General features: G+C 61.3%; 24 protein-coding genes. 17 read left to right on the forward strand and 7 right to left on the reverse strand.

Annotated elements, in window-relative coordinates; genetic code table 11:
* Nucleotides 1-87 precede the first annotated feature (87 nt).
* The 12 genes from BMY54_RS08405 (at nt 88) to BMY54_RS08460 (ending at nt 14,918) form a co-directional block, all read left to right on the forward strand.
* Nucleotides 88-858 carry an AraC family transcriptional regulator gene (locus tag BMY54_RS08405; protein ID WP_093430807.1) on the forward strand — a complete coding sequence of 257 codons (771 nt, stop codon included), beginning with the start codon at nt 88-90 and terminating at the stop codon, nt 856-858.
* A gap of 108 nt (nt 859-966) precedes the next feature.
* A complete protein-coding gene (gene lexA / locus BMY54_RS08410; RefSeq protein ID WP_093430810.1) occupies nt 967-1,584 on the forward strand; it encodes a transcriptional repressor LexA in 618 nt (205 codons plus the stop codon).
* Nucleotides 1,584-2,201: a translesion DNA synthesis-associated protein ImuA gene (gene imuA, locus BMY54_RS08415; RefSeq protein ID WP_093430813.1), complete on the forward strand. Its 618-nt coding sequence runs from the start codon at nt 1,584-1,586 to the stop codon at nt 2,199-2,201. The genes lexA and imuA overlap by 1 nt, the downstream gene beginning before the upstream one ends.
* Nucleotides 2,202-2,208: 7 nt before the next feature.
* Nucleotides 2,209-3,624: a Y-family DNA polymerase gene (locus tag BMY54_RS08420; protein WP_093430815.1), complete on the forward strand. Its 1,416-nt coding sequence runs from the start codon at nt 2,209-2,211 to the stop codon at nt 3,622-3,624.
* A complete protein-coding gene (locus tag BMY54_RS08425) occupies nt 3,600-6,698 on the forward strand; it encodes an error-prone DNA polymerase (protein ID WP_217827619.1) in 3,099 nt (1,032 codons plus the stop codon). The genes BMY54_RS08420 and BMY54_RS08425 overlap by 25 nt, the downstream gene beginning before the upstream one ends.
* A 256-nt stretch (nt 6,699-6,954) precedes the next feature.
* Nucleotides 6,955-7,641, forward strand: coding sequence for a CsgG/HfaB family protein (locus BMY54_RS08430; protein ID WP_161986630.1), 687 nt, complete (start codon nt 6,955-6,957; stop codon nt 7,639-7,641).
* Nucleotides 7,642-7,669: 28 nt separating this feature from the next.
* Nucleotides 7,670-8,041 carry a DUF4810 domain-containing protein gene (locus tag BMY54_RS08435; protein WP_093430820.1) on the forward strand — a complete coding sequence of 124 codons (372 nt, stop codon included), beginning with the start codon at nt 7,670-7,672 and terminating at the stop codon, nt 8,039-8,041.
* Nucleotides 8,038-8,697 (forward strand): DUF799 domain-containing protein, encoded by a 660-nt coding sequence (locus BMY54_RS08440; protein ID WP_093430822.1) that lies wholly within the window; start codon nt 8,038-8,040, stop codon nt 8,695-8,697. Before BMY54_RS08435 ends, BMY54_RS08440 begins: the two co-directional genes overlap by 4 nt.
* A 229-nt stretch (nt 8,698-8,926) precedes the next feature.
* Nucleotides 8,927-9,616, forward strand: a complete 690-nt coding sequence (locus BMY54_RS08445) for a GntR family transcriptional regulator (protein ID WP_093430824.1) — start codon at nt 8,927-8,929, stop codon at nt 9,614-9,616.
* A gap of 134 nt (nt 9,617-9,750) precedes the next feature.
* Nucleotides 9,751-11,862, forward strand: coding sequence for a hybrid sensor histidine kinase/response regulator (locus tag BMY54_RS08450; RefSeq protein WP_093430826.1), 2,112 nt, complete (start codon nt 9,751-9,753; stop codon nt 11,860-11,862).
* Between the two features lie 31 nt (nt 11,863-11,893).
* Entirely contained in the window at nt 11,894-14,527 is a 2,634-nt protein-coding gene (locus BMY54_RS08455) for an excinuclease ABC subunit UvrA (RefSeq protein ID WP_093430828.1), read from the forward strand.
* 124 nt (nt 14,528-14,651) lie between these two features.
* Nucleotides 14,652-14,918 carry a hypothetical protein gene (locus tag BMY54_RS08460; RefSeq protein WP_093430830.1) on the forward strand — a complete coding sequence of 89 codons (267 nt, stop codon included), beginning with the start codon at nt 14,652-14,654 and terminating at the stop codon, nt 14,916-14,918.
* A 387-nt stretch (nt 14,919-15,305) separates the two neighbouring features.
* Here the strand turns inward: BMY54_RS08460 and BMY54_RS08470 are convergent, their stop codons facing one another.
* Nucleotides 15,306-15,827, reverse strand: a complete 522-nt coding sequence (locus BMY54_RS08470; protein WP_093430836.1) for a DUF4142 domain-containing protein — start codon at nt 15,825-15,827, stop codon at nt 15,306-15,308.
* Between the two features lie 205 nt (nt 15,828-16,032).
* Here BMY54_RS08470 and BMY54_RS08475 point away from each other — a divergent pair, with 205 nt between their 5' ends.
* Nucleotides 16,033-16,275 (forward strand): HP1242/YdcH family protein, encoded by a 243-nt coding sequence (locus BMY54_RS08475; protein WP_093430839.1) that lies wholly within the window; start codon nt 16,033-16,035, stop codon nt 16,273-16,275.
* 107 nt (nt 16,276-16,382) lie between these two features.
* On the forward strand, nt 16,383-16,547 hold the full coding sequence (locus BMY54_RS30570; protein ID WP_007912545.1) for a hypothetical protein: 165 nt from the start codon (nt 16,383-16,385) through the stop codon (nt 16,545-16,547).
* Nucleotides 16,548-16,690: 143 nt separating this feature from the next.
* Here the strand turns inward: BMY54_RS30570 and BMY54_RS08480 are convergent, their stop codons facing one another.
* The 4 genes from BMY54_RS08480 to BMY54_RS08495 form a co-directional block, all read right to left on the reverse strand.
* A complete protein-coding gene (locus tag BMY54_RS08480; RefSeq protein ID WP_093430842.1) occupies nt 16,691-17,767 on the reverse strand; it encodes an SMP-30/gluconolactonase/LRE family protein in 1,077 nt (358 codons plus the stop codon).
* Nucleotides 17,764-18,909, reverse strand: coding sequence for a sterol desaturase/SRPBCC family protein (locus BMY54_RS08485; protein WP_093430849.1), 1,146 nt, complete (start codon nt 18,907-18,909; stop codon nt 17,764-17,766). Before BMY54_RS08485 ends, BMY54_RS08480 begins: the two co-directional genes overlap by 4 nt.
* 110 nt (nt 18,910-19,019) lie before the next feature.
* Entirely contained in the window at nt 19,020-19,883 is an 864-nt protein-coding gene (locus BMY54_RS08490; RefSeq protein WP_007912548.1) for a LysR family transcriptional regulator, read from the reverse strand.
* Nucleotides 19,884-20,135: 252 nt separating this feature from the next.
* Complete coding sequence (locus BMY54_RS08495) at nt 20,136-21,854, reverse strand: hydrogenase maturation protein (RefSeq protein ID WP_093430852.1); 1,719 nt, start codon at nt 21,852-21,854, stop codon at nt 20,136-20,138.
* A gap of 555 nt (nt 21,855-22,409) precedes the next feature.
* Here BMY54_RS08495 and BMY54_RS08500 point away from each other — a divergent pair.
* From BMY54_RS08500 to BMY54_RS30840, 3 genes are read left to right on the forward strand one after another with little or no spacing between them, the layout of a single operon-like run.
* Complete coding sequence (locus BMY54_RS08500; RefSeq protein WP_175559577.1) at nt 22,410-22,886, forward strand: MbcA/ParS/Xre antitoxin family protein; 477 nt, start codon at nt 22,410-22,412, stop codon at nt 22,884-22,886.
* Nucleotides 22,883-23,386, forward strand: coding sequence for an RES family NAD+ phosphorylase (locus tag BMY54_RS08505; protein WP_093430855.1), 504 nt, complete (start codon nt 22,883-22,885; stop codon nt 23,384-23,386). Before BMY54_RS08500 ends, BMY54_RS08505 begins: the two co-directional genes overlap by 4 nt.
* 18 nt (nt 23,387-23,404) lie before the next feature.
* Nucleotides 23,405-23,527 (forward strand): hypothetical protein, encoded by a 123-nt coding sequence (locus BMY54_RS30840; RefSeq protein ID WP_256573835.1) that lies wholly within the window; start codon nt 23,405-23,407, stop codon nt 23,525-23,527.
* A gap of 66 nt (nt 23,528-23,593) precedes the next feature.
* Here BMY54_RS30840 and BMY54_RS08510 read toward each other — a convergent pair whose 3' ends face one another.
* Both BMY54_RS08510 and BMY54_RS08515 read right to left on the reverse strand, forming a co-directional pair.
* Nucleotides 23,594-23,911, reverse strand: coding sequence for an SCP2 sterol-binding domain-containing protein (locus tag BMY54_RS08510; RefSeq protein ID WP_007912567.1), 318 nt, complete (start codon nt 23,909-23,911; stop codon nt 23,594-23,596).
* A gap of 50 nt (nt 23,912-23,961) precedes the next feature.
* Nucleotides 23,962-24,672 (reverse strand): histidine phosphatase family protein, encoded by a 711-nt coding sequence (locus tag BMY54_RS08515; RefSeq protein WP_093430858.1) that lies wholly within the window; start codon nt 24,670-24,672, stop codon nt 23,962-23,964.
* Between the last annotated feature and the right edge of the window lie 124 nt (nt 24,673-24,796).

The following is a 24,796-nucleotide window of genomic DNA, read 5'->3' on the forward strand; positions in this document are numbered from 1 at the left end:
TCGACACGCCGCGAACGATGCTGCAATCTGCGTGCGAACGGCGCATGGCGGGCATTTGGTCTGTCCACGTTACGAGGGGAATCTTTGATGCAGCAGGCGTTTTCGATCCTCGCTCAAGGCATGAATGGCCAGCGTCCGCAGACACTGGAGGAACTCTTGGCCGGTGCAGCGCTGTTGTTGCCGATGCTTGATGTGATCCCCAATGCGGCGATTTTCATCAAGGATGTGCAGGCCCGATACGTGCTTGCCAACCGCACGCTGGTGCAGCGCTGTGGCTTGAAGGATTTGCGTCCGTTACTGGGCAAGACCAGCGCGCAGGTGTTTCCGGCGCAACTCGGGCCGGGCTACACCGAGCAGGATCGCAAGGTGCTGGAGGAGGGTTTTGTGCTGGAGGATCAGCTCGAACTGCATCTGTACGGCAGCCGCGAACCGGGGTGGTGCCTGACGCACAAGCAGCCACTGTATAACCGTGACGGGGTGATTATCGGTCTGGCGGGGATTTCGGTGGACCTGCAATCGGCCAGTGAAACCCACCCGGCATTCGAGCGGCTGGCGGCTGTCGATGAGCATATTCGCGCGAATTTCAATCGCCGCGTGACCCTCGGTGAACTGACCCGCATCGCCGGTATTTCCGTGGCGCAACTGGAGCGTTACTGCAAACGGGTATTCCACCTGACGCCACGGCAGATGATCCAGAAAGTACGCCTGGAGCATGCGCATCGATTGCTGCACACCGACCTGCCGATAACGGACGTGGCGCTGCAATGCGGCTACACCGATCACAGCGCGTTCACGCGCCAGTTCAAGGCGTCGACCGGGTTTACGCCACGCGAGTATCGGCAGGCCACTTCACCCTGATCAAGTGACCATTGAAGATCAATGCAGGCGCTGCCGAACCTTCGGCAACTCCTGCGTCGGCCTGGGCCGACCTGCGGTGCTTGTCAGGAAAATCCTACAGGAGTACAAATGTACTCCATGACGAACCTGACTCCCCGCCGTACTGCCATTCTGACTTTTATCCGCGATCGAATCGCCGAACACGGTCAGCCCCCAAGCCTCGCTGAAATCAGCGAGGCTTTTGGTTTTGCCTCGCGCAGCGTGGCGCGCAAGCATGTACTCGCGCTCACCGAAGCCGGTTTTATCGAGGTCAATCCGCATCAGGCCCGGGGTATTCGCCTGCTCGGGCAGCCGGCGCGCCCGGAATTGCTCGACATTCCCGTACTCGGCCGAGTCGCTGCCGGTGCGCCGATTGGCGCCGATGCCGACATCCATAGCCGCTTGCTGCTCGACCCGGCGCTGTTCTCCCGCACGCCCGATTACATGCTGCGGGTGCAGGGCGATTCGATGATCGAGGACGGCATTCTTGACGGCGATCTGGTCGGCGTGAAGCGCAATCCCGAGGCGCTCAACGGCCAGATCGTCGTAGCGCGCCTCGACGGTGAAGTCACCATCAAACGTTTCGAACGGCTGGGCGATGCCGTGCGGCTGTTGCCGCGCAACCCGGCGTATCAGCCGATTGTCGTGCGTGACGATCAGGATCTGGCCATCGAAGGGGTGTTTTGCGGTCTGGTGAGGCAAGGCTGATGGGCGCCGTCGTTGCGTTGGATACGCTGTTTAATGGTGGCCAGGTCTGGAAAGGCCGGCCTGCGCCACCGGCCGCCAGCCCGCAGCCGACCGGCCACGCCGCGCTGGACGCGGCACTGCCCAGCGGTGGCTGGCCGGAAGCGGCGTTGAGCGAAATCCTCCTGGCCGGTCCCGGTGTCGGCGAACTGCAGCTGGTCTGGCCGACGCTGGCGCGGTTGTCGGCGGCGGGCGAGCGCATCGTGCTGGTGGCGCCGCCGTTCGTGCCGTACCCGCAGGCGTGGGCAAGCGCCGGGGTCGATCTGCGCCAGTTGTCGGTGATCCAGGCCACCGAGCGCGATGCCTTGTGGGCGGCGGAACAATGTTTACGTTCGGGCAGTTGCGGCGCGGTGCTGTGCTGGCCGCACAAGGCTGATGATCGCGCGTTGCGCCGTTTGCAGGTGGCGGCGGAAACCGGTCAGACCCTGGCGTTTGCCTGGCGGCCGTTGAGCGAAGCGATCAACCCGTCACCGGCGGCGTTACGCATTGCCATCGACGCCAGACCTGCACAGTTGCGCGTGCTCAAGTGCCGTGGCGGGCTGGCGCGTACGGCACCGATTGCCTTTGCTGTGGGGCACTGAGGTCAGCATGCGCTGGGTGTGTATCCTGTTTCCGCAATTGGCCCTGGACGCCGTGCTGCGTCAGCGTCCCGATCCCGATGAACCGTTGGTGCTGCTTAACGGCCCGGCCCAGCGCCGGGTGTTGCAAGCGGTCAACCCGGCGGCGCGCAAGCTTGGTTTGCGCGCAGGGCAGTCGATGACCGCTGCGCAGGCGATGAGCAAAGGCTTTGCCACGGCTGATTACGAGGCCGCCGAGGTCGAACACTGGCAGCAGTTTCTCGCCGCGTGGGCCTACCGTTTCAGCTCGCAGGTCAGCGTGCATTACCCGCGTACCGTGGTGTTCGAGATCGAATCCAGCCTGGGTCTGTTCGGTTCGTGGGCGCAGTTCGAAGCACGACTGCGCCGGGAACTGACCGACCTGGGCTTCCGCCATCGCATCGTCGCGGCACCGAATCCCGTGGCGGCGCGGGTGCTGGCCAACGCCTATGACGGCTTGGTGGTGCCGGACGGCGAGGCCTTGCAGCATCATCTCGGTCAGTTGCCCGTCGACCGCGTCGGTCTGGAACCCGCAGTGGCCACGGCGTTATCACGTATGGGCCTGCGCAATCTCAGTCAGGTGCAGAGCCTGCCGCGTCAGGCGCTGGCCCGGCGCTTCGAAGCGCAGATGCTCAAGCATCTCGACACGCTGTTCGGCGCGCGGCCATTGGCGCTGGCGTTTTACCTGCCGCCGGATCGTTTCGACGTACGCATCGAACTCAACTTTGACGTGCAGTCCCATCAGGCACTGTTGTTCCCGTTACGCCGTTTGACCGGCGATCTGTCGGCGTTCCTCTGCGGGCGTGACAGCGGCGTGCAGCGTTTCGATCTGCACCTGGAACACGCCGGGCTGCCGGACAGCATCATCAAGGTCGGCCTGCTCAGCGCCGAACGTGATCCGGCGATGCTCTTCGAACTGGCCCGTGGCCGGCTGGAACAAGTGCAAGTCGAGGCGCCCGTGCGCGGCTTTCGTCTGCGCGCCGAGGACCTGCCGAGTTTCGTGCCGCAGTTTCAGCAACTGTTCGACGACCGTCCGCAGCAGACCTTGCCGTGGGAGCAGTTGCGCGAACGCCTGCGTGCGCGCTTGGGCGATGACGCGGTGCAGGGGTTGCGTTTTCAGGCCGATCATCGTCCCGAGTGCGCGTGGCAGCACGGCGTTGATAAACAACGCTGCGCAGGCTTGCCGAACGTGCATCGTCCGGGCTGGTTACTCGGCGAGCCACAAAGCTTGGCGGAAGGTTCGGCGCGGATTCTCATGGGCCCGGAGCGCATCGAGTCCGGCTGGTGGGACGGTGACGACGTGCGTCGCGATTATTACCTGATCCAGAACCGCGCCGGTCAGCAGGGCTGGGCTTATCGGGCGGTGGGTGAGGGCGGTCCGCTGTGGCTGCAGGGCTGGTTTGCATGAACGACGGTTATGCCGAACTGCACTGCCTGTCGAACTTCAGTTTTCAACGCGGTGCGTCCAGTGCGCTGGAACTGTTCCAGCGCGCAAAAAAGCACGGCTATCAGGCACTGGCGATCACCGATGAATGCACGCTGGCCGGGATCGTTCGGGCCTGGCAAGCGGCGAAATCGGTGGAGCTGCCGCTGGTCATCGGCAGCGAAGTGCGTATCGAAAACGGTCCGAAACTGGTGCTGCTGGTGGAGAATCTGGCGGGCTATCAAGCGCTGTGCGGCCTGATCACCCGCGCCCGACGGCGCACGCAGAAAGGCCAGTATCAGGTGCTGCGCGAAGACTTCGCCGAGCCGTTGCCGGGGTTGCTGGTGTTGTGGGTGCCGGACTCGCTTGATGACGTGGAGGAGGGTCGTTGGCTGCAGCAGACCTTTGGCGAACGGTTGTGGCTGGCAGTGCAATTGCATCGTGGCCAGGACGATCAGCAGCGGTTGGCGGCATTGTCGGGGCTGGCCGCCGAGTTGCAGATTCCTGCCGTGGCCAGCGGCGATGTGCACATGCACGCCCGTGGCCGGCGTGCCTTGCAGGACACCATGACTGCGATCCGTCATCACGTGCCGGTGGCCGAGGCGGGGTTACGTTTGCACCCCAATGGCGAACGGCATTTACGCAGTGTCGAGGTCGTGCGCGAGTTGTATCCGCAGGCCTTGCTCGATGAGTCGGTGAGCCTGGCCCGGCGCTGCACCTTCGACCTGGGCGAGTTGCGTTATCAGTATCCGAAAGAACTGGTGCCGGAAGGGCACAGCGCCAGTTCCTGGCTACGGCATCTGACCGAAGAGGGCATCGCCTGGCGCTGGCCACAGGGGCCTCAAGCCAAAGTGCTCAAGCAGATCGACGATGAACTGAAGCTGATCGCCGAACTCGGTTACGAAAGCTACTTTCTCACCGTGCACGATGTGGTGCACTTCGCCCGCGAGCAGAAGATTCTGTGTCAGGGCCGTGGTTCGGCAGCCAACTCGGCGGTGTGTTTTGCCTTGGGCATCACCGAAATCGATCCGGATCGCACCACGCTGCTGTTCGAACGCTTCATGTCCAAGGAGCGCAACGAGCCGCCGGACATCGACGTCGATTTCGAGCACGAGCGCCGCGAAGAAGTCCTGCAATACGTGTTTCGCCGTTACGGCCGTGGTCGTGCGGCACTGACGGCGGTGGTCAGCACCTACCACGCTGCCGGCGCGGTGCGCGACGTGGCCAAGGCCTTGGGCCTGCCGCCGGATCAGATCAACGCACTGGCTGATTGCTGCGGCCACTGGAGCGATGAAACACCGCCGGTCGCGCGTTTGCTCGAAGGCGGTTTCGACCCGGACAGCCCGGTGCTGCGCCGAGTGCTGAGCCTGACCGGGCAGTTGATCGGTTTCCCCCGGCACCTGTCGCAGCATCCCGGCGGCTTTGTGATTTCCGAGCAGCCGCTGGACACGCTGGTGCCGGTGGAGAACGCCGCCATGGCCGAGCGCACGATCATTCAGTGGGACAAGGATGACCTCGATGCAGTCGGCCTGCTCAAGGTGGATATTCTCGCCCTCGGCATGCTCAGCGCGATTCGCCGCTGCTTCGACCTGCTGCGCCACCATCGCAATCTGGATCTGAGCCTGGCGACGATTCCAGCCGAAGACAAACCGACCTACGACATGATCAGCCGCGCTGACACCATCGGCGTGTTCCAGATCGAGTCGCGGGCGCAGATGTCGATGCTGCCGCGCCTGAGACCGGCGAAGTTCTACGATCTGGTAATTGAGGTGGCCATCGTCCGCCCGGGACCGATTCAGGGCGGGATGGTGCATCCGTATCTGCGTCGCCGGAACAAGGAAGAAGAGGAAACCTACCCGTCACCAGAACTCAAGGTTGTTCTGGAAAGAACCCTCGGCGTGCCGCTGTTTCAGGAACAGGTGATGCAGATCGCCATCGTCGCCGCCGATTACAGCCCCGGCGAGGCTGATCAGTTGCGTCGCTCGATGGCTGCGTGGAAACGCCACGGCGGACTGGAACCGCACAAGGAACGCCTCGCCGCCGGCATGAAGAAGAACGGCTACACGCCGGAGTTCGCCGCGCAGATTTTCGAGCAGATCAAAGGCTTCGGCAGCTACGGTTTTCCCGAGTCCCACGCCGCCAGTTTTGCCTTGCTGACTTACGCCAGTTGCTGGCTCAAGTGCCACGAACCGGCGGCGTTCGCCTGCGCGTTGATCAATAGCTGGCCAATGGGCTTCTACAGCCCGGACCAGATTCTCCAGGATGCGCGCCGCCATCAGTTGCAGATCCGCCCGGTCGACGTGCGCGCCAGTGACTGGGATTGCAGCCTGGAAACCACCACGACGGCGCAACCGGCGATTCGCATGGGTCTGCGGATGATCAAGGGTTTTCGCGAGGACGATGCCCGGCGCATCGAAGCGGCGCGCGCGCGCGGGGCATTTGCCGATGTCGCCGACCTGGGCGAGCGGGCGGCGCTCGACAGTCGGGCGCAGGCGTTGCTCGCCGATTCCGGGGCGTTGCGTGGCCTGGCCGGACATCGGCATCGGGCGCGCTGGGAAGTCGCCGGGGTGCAGAAACAGCTGGGCCTGTTTGCCGGGTTGCCGAGTCAGGAGGAGCCGGAGGTGGTACTACCCAAACCCAGCGTTGGCGAGGATCTGCACGCCGATTACAGCACCGTCGGCACCACGTTGGGGCCGCATCCGCTGGCACTGTTGCGCGGCGAACTCAAAGCCCGGCGCTGCCGCAGTTCGCAGGAGTTGCTTGAAGTCGAACATGGCCGACCGGTGAGCATCGCCGGGCTGGTGACGGGACGGCAACGACCGGGCACCGCAAGTGGCGTGACCTTTGTGACGCTGGAAGATGAGTTCGGCAACGTCAACGTGGTGGTCTGGCGGGATCTGGCCGAGCGTCAACGGCAAGTGCTGGTGGGCTCGCAACTGCTGAAAGTCGACGGCCGCTGGGAGCGCGAAGGCGAAGTGCGCCACCTGATCGCCGGCCGCCTGAGCGACCTCAGCTCGCTGCTCAATGGCATCCGCGTGCAGAGCCGCGATTTCCATTGATCAACACAACCCTTGTAGGAGTGAGCCTGCTCGCGATAGCGGTGTGTCAGACAACATCAACGTGAATGACACACCGCTATCGCGAGCAGGCTCACTCCTACAGGGGTTTTGCTTATGTTCAAGACGGCCAATTCATTGGCGTCAAAAAAGCCTGTCGTGAATGATGGCACTTTGTCATAATGCCGCCCCTTTTCAGCTCCCGAGCGCCTTGCCGTGTCGGGGCATCCCCGTTTTTCAAAAGGAATACTCAGTGAGAATGATCTCCCGGATGCTGGTCTCAGGCGTTGCGATTGCCGTGCTCGGCACGATTGCCGGCACACTCGCCGGTTGCGCCACTGAAAGCTCCCGCGCGCTGCCGGTGGCCAAGGTTGAAAGCGCCACACAAGTCTGGACCGGCGTTCGCGTGCCAATGGCCGTGGGCAAGTTCGACAACCGCTCCAGCTATATGCGCGGGATTTTCTCCGACGGCGTCGACCGTCTCGGCGGTCAGGCCAAGACCATCCTGATCACCCATTTGCAGCAGACCAACCGCTTCAGCGTGCTGGATCGCGACAACATGGGTGAAATCCAGCAGGAAGCGGCGATCAAGGGCCAGGCTCAGCGTCTTAAAGGTGCTGATTACGTTGTGACTGGCGACGTCACCGAGTTCGGCCGCAAAGAGACCGGCGATCACCAACTGTTCGGCATCCTCGGCCGTGGCAAGACTCAGGTGGCCTACGCCAAGGTCAACCTGAATATCGTCAATATCAGTACCTCCGAAGTGGTCTATTCGACCCAGGGCGCCGGCGAATACGCCTTGTCCAACCGCGAAATCATCGGTTTCGGCGGCACCGCTGCCTACGACTCCACCCTCAACGGCAAAGTACTGGATCTGGCCATGCGCGAGGCGATCAATCGTCTGGTCGATGGCATGAACGCCGGTGCCTGGAAACCGGGCAACTGATCGACGCCCATTGCAAGGAGCAACACCCATGAATCTGACTTTGTCGCGCGCGCTGATGGCGCTGACGCTGGCCGCCAGCGCCTTGTTGGCCGGTTGTGCCTCCGGCCCGCAAACCCTGTACCAGTGGGAAGGTTACGAGCCCCAGGTCTACGAATACTTCAAAGGCGAAGAGCCGAAAGAAGCCCAGGCCGAAGCGCTGGAACGTGACTTGCAGAAAATCCGCTCCACCGGCAAGGCTGTACCGCCGGGTTACCACGCGCACCTTGGCCTGCTCTATCTGAGCATGGGCAAGGACGACCAGATGGTGCAGCAGTTCAAAACCGAGAAAACCCTGTTCCCTGAGTCTGGGACGTACATGGATTTCCTGCTCAAAAACGCCAAGACCGGAGACGCGAAATGATCGCGCGCACCTTGAAACTGCTGGTCGCCGGTCTGGCCCTGACCGTGCTGGGCGGCTGCGTTGCGCCCAAGACCGTGGATTACTCGGCCTACAAACAGGCGCGGCCGAAAACCATTCTGGTGCTGCCTCCGCTGAACACTTCGCCGGATGTGAAGGCGTCCTACAGTCTGTTGTCGCAGGTGACCTTCCCACTGGCCGAAGCCGGTTACTACGTGCTGCCGATTGCGCTGGTTGATGAGACGTTCCGCCAGAACGGTCTGAGCACCCCGGACGACATCCACCAGGCACCGCCAGGCAAATTGAAGGAAATCTTCGGTGCGGACGCTGCGCTGTACATCACCGTGACCGAATACGGTACGCGCTACATGGTGATCAGCAGCGAAACAGCAGTGACCGCGACGGCGAAACTGGTCGACCTGAAAAGTGGCACGACGCTGTGGACCGGTTCGGCCCGGGCGTCGAGCGAAGAGGGCGGCAATAGCAATGCCGGCGGTATCGTCGGCATGCTGATCTCGGCGGCAGTGAAGCAGATCATCAACAGCTCCACCGATGCCGGCTACCCGATTGCCGGTGTGGCGAGCAATCGTCTGCTCTCGGCCGGACACCGGGCAGGCCTGCTATACGGCCCGCGCTCGCCGAAGTACGGCACTGACTGAGCCCGGTAAGATCTTTCCCATGCACTGCGTGGGAAAGATCAAATGTACGCGTGAGCCTGCTCACCGCCCCCTCCCGGCACATATGTCCTGCTTGCAACGAGCAGACAAGTAGCGCGACGCCGCCTCGATGGCTGATCCGCACTCAACGTGCAATCAAGACCCTGCATCTCGAAGCCGAAGGCTATATCCTGCGTGGCACTCAGTTGCTCGACGTTAAAGGAGTGCCCAAATGACCGAAAAGAAACCGGAAACCACGGTCGACCGCGTCTACCAAGGGGTTTACGAGGCGATCAGCAAGCGTTCGTTGCGCCCGGGGATGAAACTGGGTGAGGCCTCGCTGGCCGAATTATTCAAGGTCAGCCGCACGTCGGTGCGCGCGGCATTGAAGCAATTGGAGGCCGATGGACTGGTCACCACCGAGCCGAATAAAGGGGCATCGGTGTCGCTGCCGAGCAATGAAGAGCTCCGCTCGCTGTTTGAAACCCGCCGGCTGATCGAGATCGGCATCGTTACCGAACTGTGCCGGCGCAAGGACAGCGCGGCGATGCAGGATTTGCGCGAACACCTGCTGCTGGAAGATGAAGCCCACGCGGCGGGCGATCACGAACGGCTGATCCATCTGCTCGGTGAGTTCCACATCAAACTGGCGTGCAGCCTGAATAACCCGGTGCTGCTCGACTGGTTCCAGAAACTGATCTCCCGCGCTTCGCTGTACGCTGCAGCGCTGGACGACGACAGCCATGAAGTCTGCCGCGACAACGAACACCTGCGCCTGATCGAATACATCGAGGCCGGCAATCAGAGCGCCGCCATCGAGCTGACCTGCACGCATCTGAACGGCATCGAGAAGGCCATTCTCGACGCCGCCGCCAAAATGAAAACCGGCTACCACCCGCTCAAGCACCTGATCGGGGTTTAGGTTCCGGGCGCGGATGAAATCGGCTATATATCATATGAAACCAATGCGACTGGAGGCGCTCGAAACAGACGGGCGTCGCGTCGTTATGGCGTCGCGATTTATCGGGCAATCACAACAGGACACTGAGTCAGTCGATGCAGTTTTTATCCGATAGCCATGGTTGTGACGGCTGGAAAGGCGAAATGGCCGGGCGCATCAGTGCGTTCGACTGGAGCCATACTGAACTCGGTCCGCTGAACAGCTGGCCGGCCAGCCTGTGCAGCGCGGTGCAACTGATGCTGGCGTCGCCGCTGCCGATGGTCATGCTCTGGGGCTATGCCGGGTACATGATCTACAACGATGCCTATTCGAAATTTGCCGGTGGTCGGCACCCGTATCTACTCGGTGCGCCGGTGGAGCTGGGCTGGCCGGAAGTCGCCGATTTCAACCGGCATGTGGTCGATACCTGCCTGGCCGGCGGCACCTTGTCGTTTCGCAATAAAGAGTTGGTGCTGTTGCGCGATGGCGTCCCCGAAGACGTCTGGATGGACCTGTATTACAGCCCGGTGGCCAATGATGACGGCAAGCCGGCCGGGGTGATGGCGATGGTGGTGGAAACCACCGAGTTCATGCACTCCGAACGCCGGCGTCAGGAAGCTGAAAGCGCTTACCGCGCCGACAACGAGCGGGTGCGTCTGGCGTTGAATGCCGGGGCCTTGCTCGGCTCGTTTGTCTGGGACGTGAAAAACAACACGTTGTCGGCAGACGAGCGATTCGCCCGCACGTTCTCGTATCCGCCGGAGCATGACCTGAGCAATCTGGCCCAGGACATTGCCGAGTCGCGCATCCATCCCGATGACCACGCCTGGGTACAAGAGCGCGTCGCCCATTCCGTGCAGACCGGTGAGCCGTATAACGCCGAGTATCGCGTCCGGCGTAGTGACGGCAGTTATCTGTGGGTGTTGGCCAGTGGCGCTTGCGAGTTCGACGAACACGGCGCGCCGTTGCGCTTTCCCGGCGTGCTGATCGACATTCATGAACGCAAGATCGCCGAAGAATCCCTGCTCAAATTTACCCGCAACCTCGAACAGCGCGTAGGCGAAGAAGTCGAGGCGCGGCTGGCGGCTGAAGAGCAGTTGCGCCAGTCACAGAAGCTTGAAGCGATTGGTGGTCTGACCGGCGGCGTCGCCCACGACTTCAATAATCTGTTGCAAGTGATCGCCGGCAATCTGCATCTGCTCGCGCGCCATGAACCGAACAATGCCAACGTGCAGCGCCGCGTCAGCGCCTCGCTGGCAGCAGTCGAGCGCGGCGCCAAGCTGTCCTCGCAATTGCTTGCGTTCGCCCGGCGCCAGCCTCTGTCGCCGGCGGTGTGCAACCCGCAGCAGATTTTCGAAGGTGTCGGCGAATTACTGCAGCGTGCGCTGGGTGAAACCATTCAGATCGACGTGCAACTGCCGCAAAAGCCGTGGCACATCAACGTCGACCGCAACCAGTTGGAAAACGCCATTCTCAACCTGGCGATCAATGCTCGCGATGCGATGAAGGGCGAGGGCACCATTGCGCTCAGCGCTGCCAACGTGCGGCTCGAACGCGAGTTCTGTGCCGGTAAAGGCATCGTCCCCGGTGAGTTTGTCCGCGTCGCGGTCAGTGACTCCGGCGCCGGCATCCCGCCAGAGATTCTCGAGCAAGTGTTTGAGCCGTTCTTCACCACCAAGGCTGACGGTCAGGGCACCGGGCTGGGCTTGAGCATGGTGTTTGGCTTCGTCAAACAGAGCGGCGGGCATGTCGAGATCACCAGCACCCTCGGCGAGGGCACGCGGGTGCAGTTGTACTTCCCGCGCAGTCTGCGGCCGATCCTTGATGAGGCGCCCGGTCTGCAAAGGCAGCAGAGCGGCGGCCACGAAACGATTCTGGTCGTCGAGGACAATGACGCCGTGCGCGCTTCGGCGGTCGAATTGTTGCGCGAGGAGGGTTATCGCGTGCTGACCGCCGGTCATGGCGATGCGGCCATGCAAATGCTCCTCGAAGGTGTCGAGGTGGACCTGATCTTCACTGACGTGGTCATGCCGGGGCTGATCAAAAGCTCCGACCTGTTCGCTTGGGCCAAGGTGCAGACGCCGCCGGTGGCGGTGCTGTTCACCTCCGGGCACACCCGCGACATCATTTCACGCAATCACCAGTTAAGCCCTGACACGCACTTGCTTGGCAAACCGTACAGCCCGGAAGCCATGTTGCAGATGATTCGGGTGGTGCTCGGTAGCTGAGCGTAGAACATTCCTTCACCAAGGCAGGTCGATGACTTCCAAACGCACCTCCAAAGCGCCCACCGGCATGGTCCGGGTACGTGGCGCCCGTGAACACAACCTGAAGAACGTTGATGTCGACATTCCCCGCGATGCGCTGGTGGTGTTCACCGGGGTGTCCGGGTCTGGCAAGTCGTCACTGGCGTTCTCGACCTTGTATGCCGAAGCCCAGCGCCGTTACTTTGAGTCGGTGGCGCCGTACGCGCGACGGCTGATCGATCAGGTCGGCGTGCCGGATGTCGACTCCATCGAAGGCCTGCCGCCGGCCGTGGCCCTGCAACAGCAACGCGGCACGCCGAGTACGCGCTCGTCAGTGGGCAGCGTGACCACGCTGTCGAGCTTGATCCGCATGCTCTATTCGCGCGCCGGCAGTTATCCGCCGGGGCAACCGATGTTGTATGCCGAGGACTTCTCGCCGAACACCCCGCAAGGCGCGTGCCCCGAATGCCATGGCCTCGGCCGGGTGTACGAGGTCACCGAAGCGCTGATGGTGCCGGACCCGAACCTGACCATCCGCCAGCGCGCGGTGGCGTCCTGGCCGCTGGCGTGGCAGGGGCAGAACCTGCGCGACATCCTCGTGACCATGGGCATCGATGTCGACATTCCATGGAAGAAGCTGCCGAAAAAACAGCGCGACTGGATTCTCTTCACCGAAGAAACCCCGACCGTGCCGGTGTACGCCGGGCTGACCCCGGAAGAAACCCGCGTCGCCCTCAAACGCAAGATGGAGCCGAGTTACCAGGGCACCTTCACCGGCGCCCGGCGCTACATTCTGCACACGTTTACTCACTCGCAAAGTGCGCTGATGAAGAAGCGCGTTTCGCAGTTCATGCTCGGCAGCCCTTGCCCGCTGTGCGATGGCAAACGCCTGAAACGTGAAGCGTTGTCGGTGACATTTGCCGGGTATGACATCGGTGAGCTGTCGCAGATGCCATTGTTGCAAGTGGCCGAGGTGCTGCGGCCGGTGGCGGCGGCCAGCTACCTCGAACACGCTGAAGAAACCGGCGAGACCTTAAGTCACGCGCAAACCCGCGAGGCCCGCCAGCAGCGCGTCGCTCATGGCGCCAGTGGCCACGCCAGCGCGCCGGATGTGCGGCACACGCCCAACCTGTCACTGGAAAAACGCCTGGCGGCGCAGCGCATCGCCGAGGATCTGCTGGAGCGGGTCAGCACCCTGACCGATCTGGGCCTCGGTTATCTGGCGCTGGAGCGCAGCACCCCGACGCTGTCGTCCGGTGAGTTGCAGCGCTTGCGACTGGCGACGCAACTGGGCTCGCAATTGTTCGGGGTGATCTACGTGCTCGACGAACCCTCCGCCGGTTTGCACCCGGCCGATGGCGAGGCGTTGTTCGAGGCGTTGCAGCGCTTGAAGGCAGACGGCAACACGCTGTTTGTGGTCGAGCACGACGTAGAAACCATGCGCCGCGCCGACTGGCTGATCGACGTCGGCCCGGCGGCGGGCGAGCAGGGTGGGCAGGTGCTGTACAGCGGCCCGCCGGCAGGTCTGGCCGAGATCGAGCAATCGCAGACTCGCGCCTACCTGTTTGCCGAGTCGCAGCGCCAGGCACGCACCGCGCGCAAACCGACGGCGTGGCTGAAACTTGATGGCATCACCCGCAACAACCTGAATAACCTCAGCGCCGAATTTCCACTGGGTTGCTTCACCTCGGTGACTGGCGTGTCCGGCTCGGGCAAGTCGAGTCTGGTCAGTCAGGCCCTGCTGGAGCTGGTCGGCGCGCAGTTAGGGCGGCCGACGGTGGACAGCGAGCCGGAAGAACTCAGCCTCGAGGACGACGCGCCGCAGATCAGCAGCGGCCAGGTAACGTCGGGGCTGGAGTCGATCAAGCGACTGGTGCAGGTCGACCAGAAACCCATCGGCCGCACGCCACGCTCCAATCTGGCCACTTACACAGGGTTGTTCGACAACGTGCGCAAGCTCTATGCCGCGACCGACGCGGCACGGGCCGCCGGGTACGACGCCGGGCAGTTTTCCTTCAACGTCGCCAAGGGCCGTTGCGCCACCTGCGAGGGTGAAGGCTTTGTCAGTGTCGAGTTGTTATTCATGCCCAGTGTTTATGCGCCGTGCCCGACTTGTCATGGCGCGCGCTACAACCCGCAGACCCTGGCGATTCTCTGGGAGGGTTTGAGCATTGCGCAGGTGCTTCAATTGACCGTTGAGGAAGCGGTGACGGTGTTTGCCGAGCAAGCGGGGATTCGCCGGTCACTGGAAGTGCTGCGCGATATTGGCCTGGGTTACCTGCGCCTGGGTCAGCCGGCCACGGAGTTGTCCGGTGGCGAAGCGCAGCGGATCAAACTGGCCACCGAGTTGCAGCGCAATCAGCGCGGCGCGACCTTGTATGTGTTGGACGAGCCGACCACCGGGCTGCATCCGCGTGATGTCGATCGGCTGCTCGAACAGCTGGATACACTGGTGACGGCGGGGCACACGGTGATTGTCGTTGAGCACGAAATGCGCGTGGTCGCGCAGAGTGACTGGGTGATCGACATCGGTCCGGGCGCGGGGGATCAGGGTGGTCGAATCGTGGTGGCGGGTACACCGCAGAAGGTTGCGGCGAGCAAGAAAAGCAAAACCGCGCCGTTTCTGGCCCGGTCCTTGAGCCGGTAATTGCGGCGTTCCGACTGGCACCATCAAGCGGGCGGCGAAGTTTTGAACGTTGGCGCGGGCCAGGCTTCGAATCTTTGACACCCGACGGATGTGTGTCGGGGGTGTTTTGACCAACGAGGTGGCCATGAACGAGCAAACCAGGCAACAGAGTCAATCTGGCGAACCGATTAACCGCAATGATCCAGCGATTGACCCGCAGGTGCCGGGGCAGCCGGCGCCGACGCAGCAGCAGGGCGAGGATGGTCAGGCGCAGAGCGCAGACCCGGCAGTGGACCAGAAGAACAAGCACACGGACAACGACAACGAGTTCAGTCCGGGCTTCGAACCGCAACCGGATCGGGCGAAGCCGGGGGAGGAGACGGATGCCGATATTGATACCGATGGCGGTTGATTTCGGCGGATATGACAAGGCCGCATCTATCTGGATGCGGCCTTTTTTTTGCTTTGGGTTTGTGGTGTTGCTGACATTGATCCCCCTCACCCCAGCCCTCTCCCCCAAGGGGGCGAGGGGAAAGGGAGCCGATCTCGGTGCCTTTCAAAACCCAGGTTCAACTCTGGATTTCAGGTCGGTGTGACTCGAACATTCAACACGATCGGCTCCGTCTCGCTCTCCGGAAAGGCGAGGGGGGAAAGGGAGCCGATCGGGGGCAGTTCAAAATCGGAGTTGCACTCCAGTACCTGAGTTCGAAGCCGAAGTTTCAGGTCGGCGTAACTCGAACATTCACCTCGGCCGGCTCCCTCTCCCTCCGGGAGAGGGCTGGGGTGAGGGTAAAGCTTTTTACTTGCTCGGATGCTTGGCCTGCAGCTCTTTCGCCACTGCCAGATGTTTCTCCAGCGCCGGCAACATTTTTTGTGAAAATGCCTTCAGTTCAGGGGCGCCTTTGACCTTGTCATCCGTCACGGTATTGGCTTGTTTCTTGAACAGCTCGATGGTCTCTTCATGAGCCTTCACCTGATTATTGGCGTAAGCGGCGTCGAAGGACTCATCGCGCATATCGAGGATCTTTTCCTTGGCCTGTTTGACCAGCGTCGTTTCGTCCGGAACTTCGATGTCATTGGCCTTGGCAATAGTCGCCAGCTCATCGTTGGCCTTGCCGTGATCGGTGATCATCATGTTGGCGAACGCTTTGATGTCAGCCGATTGGCTTTTTTCCAAAGCGAGGCGGCTGGTTTCGATTTCGGCAATACCACCGGCCGCGGCGTTATCGACGAAGTCATTGTCAGTCGCAGCGAAAGCGCTGCCCATGCCGCTGCTCAACGCGACAGCCAGAACCAGATGACGCAGGTTGAATCCGTCCATTGGTGTATCTCCACGCAGTTTTTGTTGGTGTTAACCAATGGAGGGAACACGGCGAGCAAAGGTTTGATCGCATTTGCGACAGGGCGACGAACGGGCACCGCTGGTCTGACAGGTGGTCGACAGAACCGTGCAACCGAGGCCATTCTGATAACTGGCCAGCGCAATCGATCGCGTTGGCCAGCCGATCAACTGACGGAGGTGTTCCATGCCGGTTCCCCATGACCTGTTTCAGGACTTGAGTTTCACGAAGGAAGAGATCCAGCAAAAACGCACCCAGGATCCACGACTGGATTCATTGATCAACAAATACTCCCTAGCCGACGCAGAGGTGGTCAAAGCCGAAACGGCCACCTCAGATGCTCCCACCGACGACGCATTGAAAAAGCTCAAAGAGAGGCGCCTGAAGGTCAAAGACGAAATCGTCAGCCATTTGCAGGCGCCGTCTTGATTCGCCATTGACCCGCCGACCTGCGGTTGCGGATCGACGGGAACGACAGCCACGACCGGCACCTCGAATGTACAGAGTCTTCCATCCGACTCATTGCGAGGTGCCATATGAACGATCCCAAATTTCCCAGTGAAGAGCAGGGCGCATTCGACCCGGTTCCCACGCATCCCGAACCGAACAGCCCGGCGCATACCACGGCCAATCCCGAAGAGCCGGATGAGGATCTGCCCGAAGACGAAGATCCGGACAAGTTCGACAAGTCCAGCAACTGACAGACTGTCTTCGCGAGCAGGCTCCCACAGTGGATTGTGTTGAGCCCAAATGCTGTGGTCAGCAAATAACCCTGTGGGAGCGAGCCTGCTCCGGGCGGCGTTCCGACGAAGGCGTCAGTCCATGCAACGCACAAATCTCAGATTCACTTCAGGGCCACATCCAACGGCATCCGCGCCATATGCGTCGCCTTCAACGAGCCAAAATATAACCACGGCCCATACTCACGCACCGTGGTAATCGGCGAGTAATTGCCACTGCTGGCATCCTGCAAATTGGCAATTACCTTGCCCTCCAGATTCAGCCCCAGGACAAACCCGCGCTTCTCCACCGGCTTAGGCAAAACCGCCAAAGCCCGCACGATCATCTTGCGCACGAATGGATGCCCTGCGGTGGTGTCTAGCAGCTTGTTGCGCGGCGCATACAACGCCACCCAAAACCGATTGCTGCCATTGAACGCCAGGTTGTCCGGCAGCCCCGGCAAGTTATCGATAAACAGGTCGTGAGTGCCGGCTTTCGGCCCGGTCAGCCAATAGCGGCTGATGCGATAGGCGCCGGTTTCGTTGACCAGCACATAGGCGTCATCCGGGCCGAGGGTCACGCCGTTCGCGAACTCCAGCTTGTCCAGCAGGACACTGGTTTTGCCGCTCTGGAAGTCATAGCGCAGCAAACGTCCATCGCCGCCGTGCTCGATGATTGCTTCGCCGTCATGGCCATAACCCCAGCGACTGGAAGCATCGCTGAAATAGGCGTAATGCCCGGACTTGTCGATGGCGACGTCATCAGTAAAACCGAACGCCAGACCATTGGCCGCCGTGGTCAAAGGCACCAGCTGACCCTGCGCATCAAGGGACAGCAAACCCTTGACCGCGTCGGCAATCACCAGCATGCCGTTCGGATGCCGGGCCAGGCCCAGCGGGCGGCCACCGGTGTCGGCGAGTACTTTGCGTTGCTGGCCGTCGAGGCTGGTGCGGATCAGTCGGCCGTCGTGCAGCCCGGTGATCAGGAAGTCACTTTCCAGCAGCAAGGCTTCCGGCCCTTCGATGTCGCTCGGCCCGACCTGCGCTGCGCCTTTGAGTTTCTGGTTCTCGGCGTAGAGACCTTCTGTCAGCGATGGCGCTGGCGGCGGCGTCCAGGCCACGGGTTCGACCCTGGTGGGCATCAACAATAAAAAGCCGATGACGATGAGGACCAGCAACAACAGCAGATGTCTCAGCTTCACGCGCTGGCCCTCGCTGAGGCCAGGTAGCGGGCGGCCATGTCGCGCAGCGCCAGCATCGATGCGGCGGATTCGCGCTCGATGCGCCGTTTGAGCAGCAAGCGATTGGCGATGCGCATGCCCAGTCCGTCGAAGCGATAATCCAGCGTGCGCACAAACCGTGTGCCGCTGCCCTCGGGGCTGCATTCATAGGTCAGCAGCAGCGACAAACCATGATCGCCCTGCGCCCGCGCGCACCAGCGCCGGCCGGGCAGGTATTCGGTGACTTCCCAGCGCAAATGGCCCGCGCGCCCGCCGGCATGAATGTCCTCTTCGAAGCGCGCGCCGGCATGCAACGGGCCTTGCGCACCATCGATTTTCAGCGACGAGGGGTGCCACTCCGGCCAGCGACTGACACTGGCGGCATAGGCCAGCACGGCGATGGGTTCACCAGCGATATCGATCGGGTGTTGCAGGCGGGTCATGGGCATTTTCGAATCGCTCAAAAGGGTGATTTCCGGCTCCCGGTAAAGGGTGCCGAACAGGTAGTCCATCAGCGGCAAAACGATGTTGAAATTGCGCTCCTGCATGCGCTCGCGGCGGTGATGCAGCTCGTGCAAGTGGCGCATCTGGCGGATCCACGGCAGGCGGGTCAGCGGGTTGTGTGGCGGCAGGTGTTCGCAGGCGTGGAATATCTCGTAAGTCAGATAACCGAGGACCATGCAGCCGCCAAACAACCCGGCCACGTTGGCGTCTACCTGTGCGAGCAGCCACCACAACGGTAGGGTGATCAGCAGTGTGTGCAGCACGATCAGCCACGCGGGGAACAGAATCACTCGCCAGTCGCGGGCGCTGTCGTAGGTCATGTGGCCGGGGGTGAAGAAACTGTGATGATCGCCGGCATGCCGGGCGTAGAACATTTTCGCGAAGGTCTTTTTGTGGTGGCCGAGATGACGATGGACCATGTACACGGCGAAATTGAAGAACAGCAGGGTCAACGGCACCGTCAGCCATTCCAGCAGGCTGACCTGCTGCACGCTGCTCCAGAAACCACCAATGGCCAACACACCGAACAGCAGCACGAAGGCGCCGTGCAACCACGGGTTGTACAGCGGATGAATGGCCGCACGATAGCGGCTGCGAAATGCCTCGGTGGTCTGCCTCACTGCATCACCTGCTGGATTGTTGTTATACCCGGCAGATTAGCCGATCCGGCCGTATGTGCAGGCCGGACCTCAATGGCACATGCGCCATGATCGGCTGTGAAGCCGCCGCTTCAGCTCAGCGGGTTCCAGCGTTGCGACCAGTCATCATCGGTGCGGATCACTTCGCGCAGCAGATGGAAGGCTTGCTGCAGCGTCGCCGAATCGCGATCACGTGAGTACACGAGGTAAGTCGGATAGCCGAACTCCGGGGCTTTGGTCACCGCTTCCAGGGCGCCGCTTTCCAGGTAAGTACGCACGACACGGGTGCGGAAATAGCCGCTGCCGCCGTGTTCGAGAATGTACTGCAGGGCCAGCGGGCCGAGGTTGAAACTCAGCGCCGCTTTGGCTTTTTCCGGCAGGGCCGCGTCATGCTGGCGGCGGAAGTCCGGGCCCCAGTCGATGTAGACGTAGGGATCGGGACGATCGGGGGCTCGCACCAGGATCAGTTTTTCTTCCAGCACTTGCTCGACCTGCAAGCCTGGCCAGTATTCCGGCTGGTAGACCAGTGCGGCGTCGAGCACACCGAGTTCGAGTTGGCGCAGGAGGTTTTCGCCGTCGCGAATTTCCATGCGCAGGGCATGCCCGGGAATCTTCTCGCGCAGTTCCGCCGCCCAACTGAGCATCAACGGGTTGCACAGGCTGACTTCGCCGCCGATGTGCAGCACGTTGTGATAGCCCTCGGGCAGCGGCAGGTCGCGGCGCGCGGCTTCCCAGGTTTGCACCAGTTGATTGGCGTAAACCACAAAAGCCTCGCCATTGGGCGTCAGTTTCGCCCCGGCGCGGTTACGCACGAACAGCGTGCTGCCCAGCTGACTTTCGAGTTTCTGCACGCGAGCGGTGATCGCCGTTTGCGTGACGAACAGCTTCTGCGCCGCCGCGGCGAGGCTGCCGTGGCGGACGATTTCCAGAAAGGTGCGAGCGAGATCGATGTCCATGGGCGGGCCGGTGTTTGAGGTGGCGGGCATTGTAAAGGCAAAAGCCCCTCATCGGATCGCCGCCCGCCTAACCCTCTCCCGGAGGGAGAGGGGACTGATTGGGGGATATTGAAAAATGCACTGACTTGAACGATCAGCGTTGAATCCATAATCGGCCCGATTTTTCAGGTCGATGCAGCTTGCCAGACACCTCGGTCGGTTCCCTCTCCCTGGGGAGAGGGCTAGGGTGAGGGGAAAGCAGTCACCGCGAAATCAACTGGCCAACTCAACCGAACGCACCCGCGCCCACTCTTCAATCAACCGCGCCGGCGTGCCACACACCTTGCGCTTGAAGACAAAATTTCGGCACTTCTCGGCAAACTGATTACGGTTGTAGAGCATGTCTTCCTGCATCTCCTGCAGCTCGGTTTCGCGGCATTGCTGGATCAATACCTGATCAACCCGCACCTTGCGCTCGCGTACCGCCGCGTAAGTCGGATCGCTCACCACGCTGTTGGCCCGTTGCAGCAACCACAGGGCAAACTCGTCCGGGCAGCGCGGGCCGATTTCCTGAACCATGCCCAGTTGCCACGCCTGTACCGCGCTTACCGGCAGGCAAGCCTGGGTCAATTGCTCGGCCATTGCCGGACCGACGGCGCGGGGCAGGCTGTAGGTCCAGTATTCGGAGCCGTACAAGCCCATGCTCTTGTAATGCGGATTGAGCACGATATCGGCGCGGGCAAAGACAATGTCGGCCGCCAGCGCAAGCATCACACCACCGGCGCCCGCGTTGCCGGTGACGCCACTGACCACCAGTTGCCGGGCGGTCAGCAGTTCTGCGCAGACATCGTCGATTGCCTGAATATTCGCCCAGGCTTCGGCGCCAGGATCCTGCGCGGCCTGAATCACGTTCAAATGCACGCCGTTGGAAAAACTGCCGCGCCCACCCTTGATCAACAACACCTGGGTATCACGGGATTTTGCCCAGCGCAGCGCGGCGACCATGCGCTGGCACTGCTCGGTGCTCATGGCGCCGTTGTAGAACTCGAAGGTCAGTTCACCGACGATGCCGGATTCCCGGTAGCGGATCGGTTGATAGGCTTCGTCACTGAACGGCTGCGTGGCGATCGACCAGTCCAGCACAGGCACCTCGGCCAGTTGCCCGGCCAGCAAGTGCCGCGCCGGTTGCTTGAAGGTCTCTTCGCCAGGTTGCGGTTTGCGCCGTAGGGCGCCGATCCACAGGCTTTGATCACCGGCGGCGACCAGCACCGCATCGTCATGCACCGCAAGAATCTCGCCGGGCATGCCGCTACGCGAATCCAGCTGCGCGTCGTACACGTAATACTGACCGCCGGCGAGGCTCGCCAACACGCCGGGCTGGCCGTCGGCAGCATCGATGCAGCGTTTGATGAAGCGTGCGCAATCGTGCCAGCTGAAGCTGCGGTCGACCTGTTTCATGTTCGGCTGCAAGCGTCCGCGTACTTTCGTATCGGCATAGTCGAGGGCAACCGGTTCAAACCCTTCGATGAATTTCTCCACCACTTCGCGAATACAACGAATCGCCGCATCACTGACCCGGCCGTTGTACAGCTCGGATTTGCGCAGGCCCGCCGGCAGGTTGAATTCGCAGGTGGCCCACACCGGGCCGGCGTCCATTTCCTCAACGGCCTGCAACGCGGTGACGCCCCAGCTTGGCAGTTCATTGGTAATCGCCCAGTCGAGGGCACTGGCGCCCCGATCGCCGACGATACCCGGATGGATGATCACCACCGGCCGTTCGGTGTTGCTCCACAGCGCCTGCGGCACGCGATCCTTGAGGAACGGGCAGATCACCAGATCCGCGCCGCTGTGTTCGATCTGTTCGCACACGGCCTGTTCATCGGTAAACAGCACAACGCTGGGTGAATGCCCGGCCTCGCGCAGTTCCAGCCAAGCGCGTTGGGTCAGGCCGTTGAACGCTGACGACAGCAGAATGATGTTGAGTGATCGCATGATTGCTCTTCCTTGAGTGGATTCGGCCGTGGGCTCTCGCTGAGCCGTCCCTGGCCTTCGATTGAGCCGCGAGATTAATCAGTGACCACCCACGCGCCAGTGATCGAGGTCAACGTTCTGTCAGCCAATGTTTCTGCGGCGACCAAGCGCCTTATGTTCAGTGGTTTGAATATGGTGATTTTTTATTGCTTAAAGTGTCGCCGAGGCTGCTGCACAGTCGCGCCTGGCTTAGAGCCAGGCGGGCGGCAGTGGTGGCTGGATGTGAGTGATCACTGCGGCAGCTGCTGGCAGGATTTTTGTGTTTACGTCCTACGGAAAATGCAGGGTTTTGCGGCAAGCAGGGGATATTTCCGACGACCTTTTCAGGTTGGTCGTCGGAAGCGCGATCTATAGCATCGGTCCTGACATTGAAGTCGCTGAGCGGCTTGAACGCTCAGGCTCCCAGATCAAGGATCAATTATGCGTACCCCACACATTGAGCATGAAACCTCTGTTTATTCCCTGCGCAATTTCTGGATCGACGATCGCGCCAGATGCCCCATGGAGGATATCGCGATGCCCACACCCAAAGCGCCCCGGCTGACGGGGCTGAAGAAGGTCGCGGGCAAGCCTGTCGATCTGCTCGTGAACGGGCAGAACATCGGTGACGATGCCCTGCTGATCATCCGCCTTACCGACGAGGGCTTTGAGCTGAGCGATGTCGTCAACATGCTTTCAACTTGCGAGTTGTATCTGCGCGAAGACATGGTCAAACGTATCACCGGCAAGTCTGTACGAACCGTGCGCCGGCTCATGAAGGAAGGCAAACCGGTACGGCTTGACCCGCAACAGAGTGTCGTCGCCTACCAATATGCGCTGGTGCTGGAGATGGCCACTCGGGCATTCGCCGGGCAATCGCGGGCGGAGGTATGGATGCAGAAACCCAGCCCTTATCTGAGCGGCCGCGTGCCATTGGAATTTATCCGACATCCACTGGGTTTCCAGATGGTGGAACAATATTTGTGGCAGATCATGTCCGGGGTTTACCCATGAATCCCTTGCCTTGGGACGAGCACTGGTATGCCTGGCGGCTGGATCCCGAGGTTTACGGGACTACGTGGGACAGCGGGATAGGCTCAGAACTGAATGGAGGTCGATGGAATGTGCCTGGCCGGCGAGTCGTTTATGCATCAGTCGATCCGTCTTCGGCCATTCTGGAGGTGGCAGCCAACAACAGTTTTGATGCGCTCGACAGTGAGCCGTACGTGCTGACGTGCTTTGAAGTCATCAGCGATGCCAAGGTCAGAATCGTGCAGCCGGAAGAGGTGCCGAATCCGTACTGGTTAAGCCCTGCCCGACCTTCACCCAATCAGCAGTTGTTTGCCGAGGCGCTGCTGGCCGAACATCCGTTTGTGCTGATCCCCTCGGCGGCGACTCGGTATTCCTGGAATCTGCTGGTGAGCTGCGAGCTGGCAGAGGGGCAGTTCAAGATGGTCTCTCAAGAAAGGTTTGGCCTGGATACCCGGTTGTTGAAGGACATGGCATTGGCCTGACAAGCAAAGATGCTGTTCATGATTCAGTTTTTACCCGTCAAATTACCTTTGAGCCTGGCCTTGCGGCTGGCCATCAACACGCTGCCGGCCATTGTCGCCGACGGCATGGCAACAGAATGTGGGAGCGGGAATGCGCAGTAAATTTGAGCGCGCGAATGAAAAAATCCCGCCATGAAGGCGGGATTCTTATGCCGCTGAACGTCGCTATTACGACGGGAACAGCTCGGACAGTTTCATCGACAGCATCATGTCGCCCTCAACGCGCAGCTTGCCGCCCATGAAAGCCTGCATGCCGTCGGTTTCGCCGCTGACGATACCTTTAAGGGTTTCGCTATCCAGTACCAGCGTGCAGTTGGCGTCCGGGTTCTCGCCTTCCTGGATATCGCAGGTGCCGTCTTTGACGATCAGCGAGTACTGCTTGTCTTCGTCAGTGATGTTGAAACCGAAAACCAGATCCAGACCGGCAGCAGCGGCTGGGTTGAACTTGGCTTGCATTGCTTTTACGGCATCGGCTACGGAGGTCATGGTTCGATCCTTATGAGGTTGATTACAGCAAGGTTCACAGTTAACCGGACTCAACGGAAAGTGATGAGTTCCGGAGCCTTCAACAGCTGCAGGTGTGCATGACTGTTGAAGGAGGCCAAAGCCACCTCGCGACCGCGGAACTTCAGCTGGTTGAGCGAGGTGTTGACGATTTGCCAGTTCAATTCAAAGGCCTGTCTGGCAGGCATTTGCGTAATGAGGTGGAGCAGGGCGGTGATGGTGCCGCCGGAGGTGAACACGGCGATTTTCTGTTTGTCGCCAGCCTGTTCAAGAATTCGCTGCAGTCCGGCGTGAACCCGTTCGACGAAACCCAGCCAGCTTTCCAGCCCCGGCGTGTCAAAAGTGCCGGCCAGCCAGCGCTCGATGATCAAGGCGAAAATCCGTTGGAATTCGCCACGGTTCTGTGCGGCGTTGCGCAGGATGTCGAGGGCTTCCGGCTCGTCCGCCAGCATGTCCGGGAGCAGCGCGCGAATGACCGCGTCGGCATCGAATTCGTTGAACGCAGAATCGGTTTCCAGGGTCGGCACCGGCAGGCCTTTGGCGGCGTATTGCGCCAGCGCGCTGGTGGCCGTGTGCTGTTGGCGACGCAGGTCACCGGCGAGGCAGCGATCGAAGCTGATGCCCAGTTCAGCGAGGTGCTGACCGAGGATTTCTGCCTGACGCACACCGGTCGGCGACAGGACGTCATAGTCGTCTGCACCAAAGGAGGCCTGGCCATGTCGTATCAAGTAGATGCTGCCCACGTCCGCGTCATCCCGGTACGTTGAAGGTTGTGGCGAGGTTATGAGGATGACGGGTAGCTGTCAATGAAAAAACATACGCTTGTTTGAAATGCCTGTTACAGGGGTGTTGCCAGAGGTTTCACGG

Origin of the sequence: Pseudomonas sp. ok266, from assembly GCF_900110195.1 — a bacterium.
Lineage (GTDB): Bacteria > Pseudomonadota > Gammaproteobacteria > Pseudomonadales > Pseudomonadaceae > Aquipseudomonas > Aquipseudomonas neuropathica.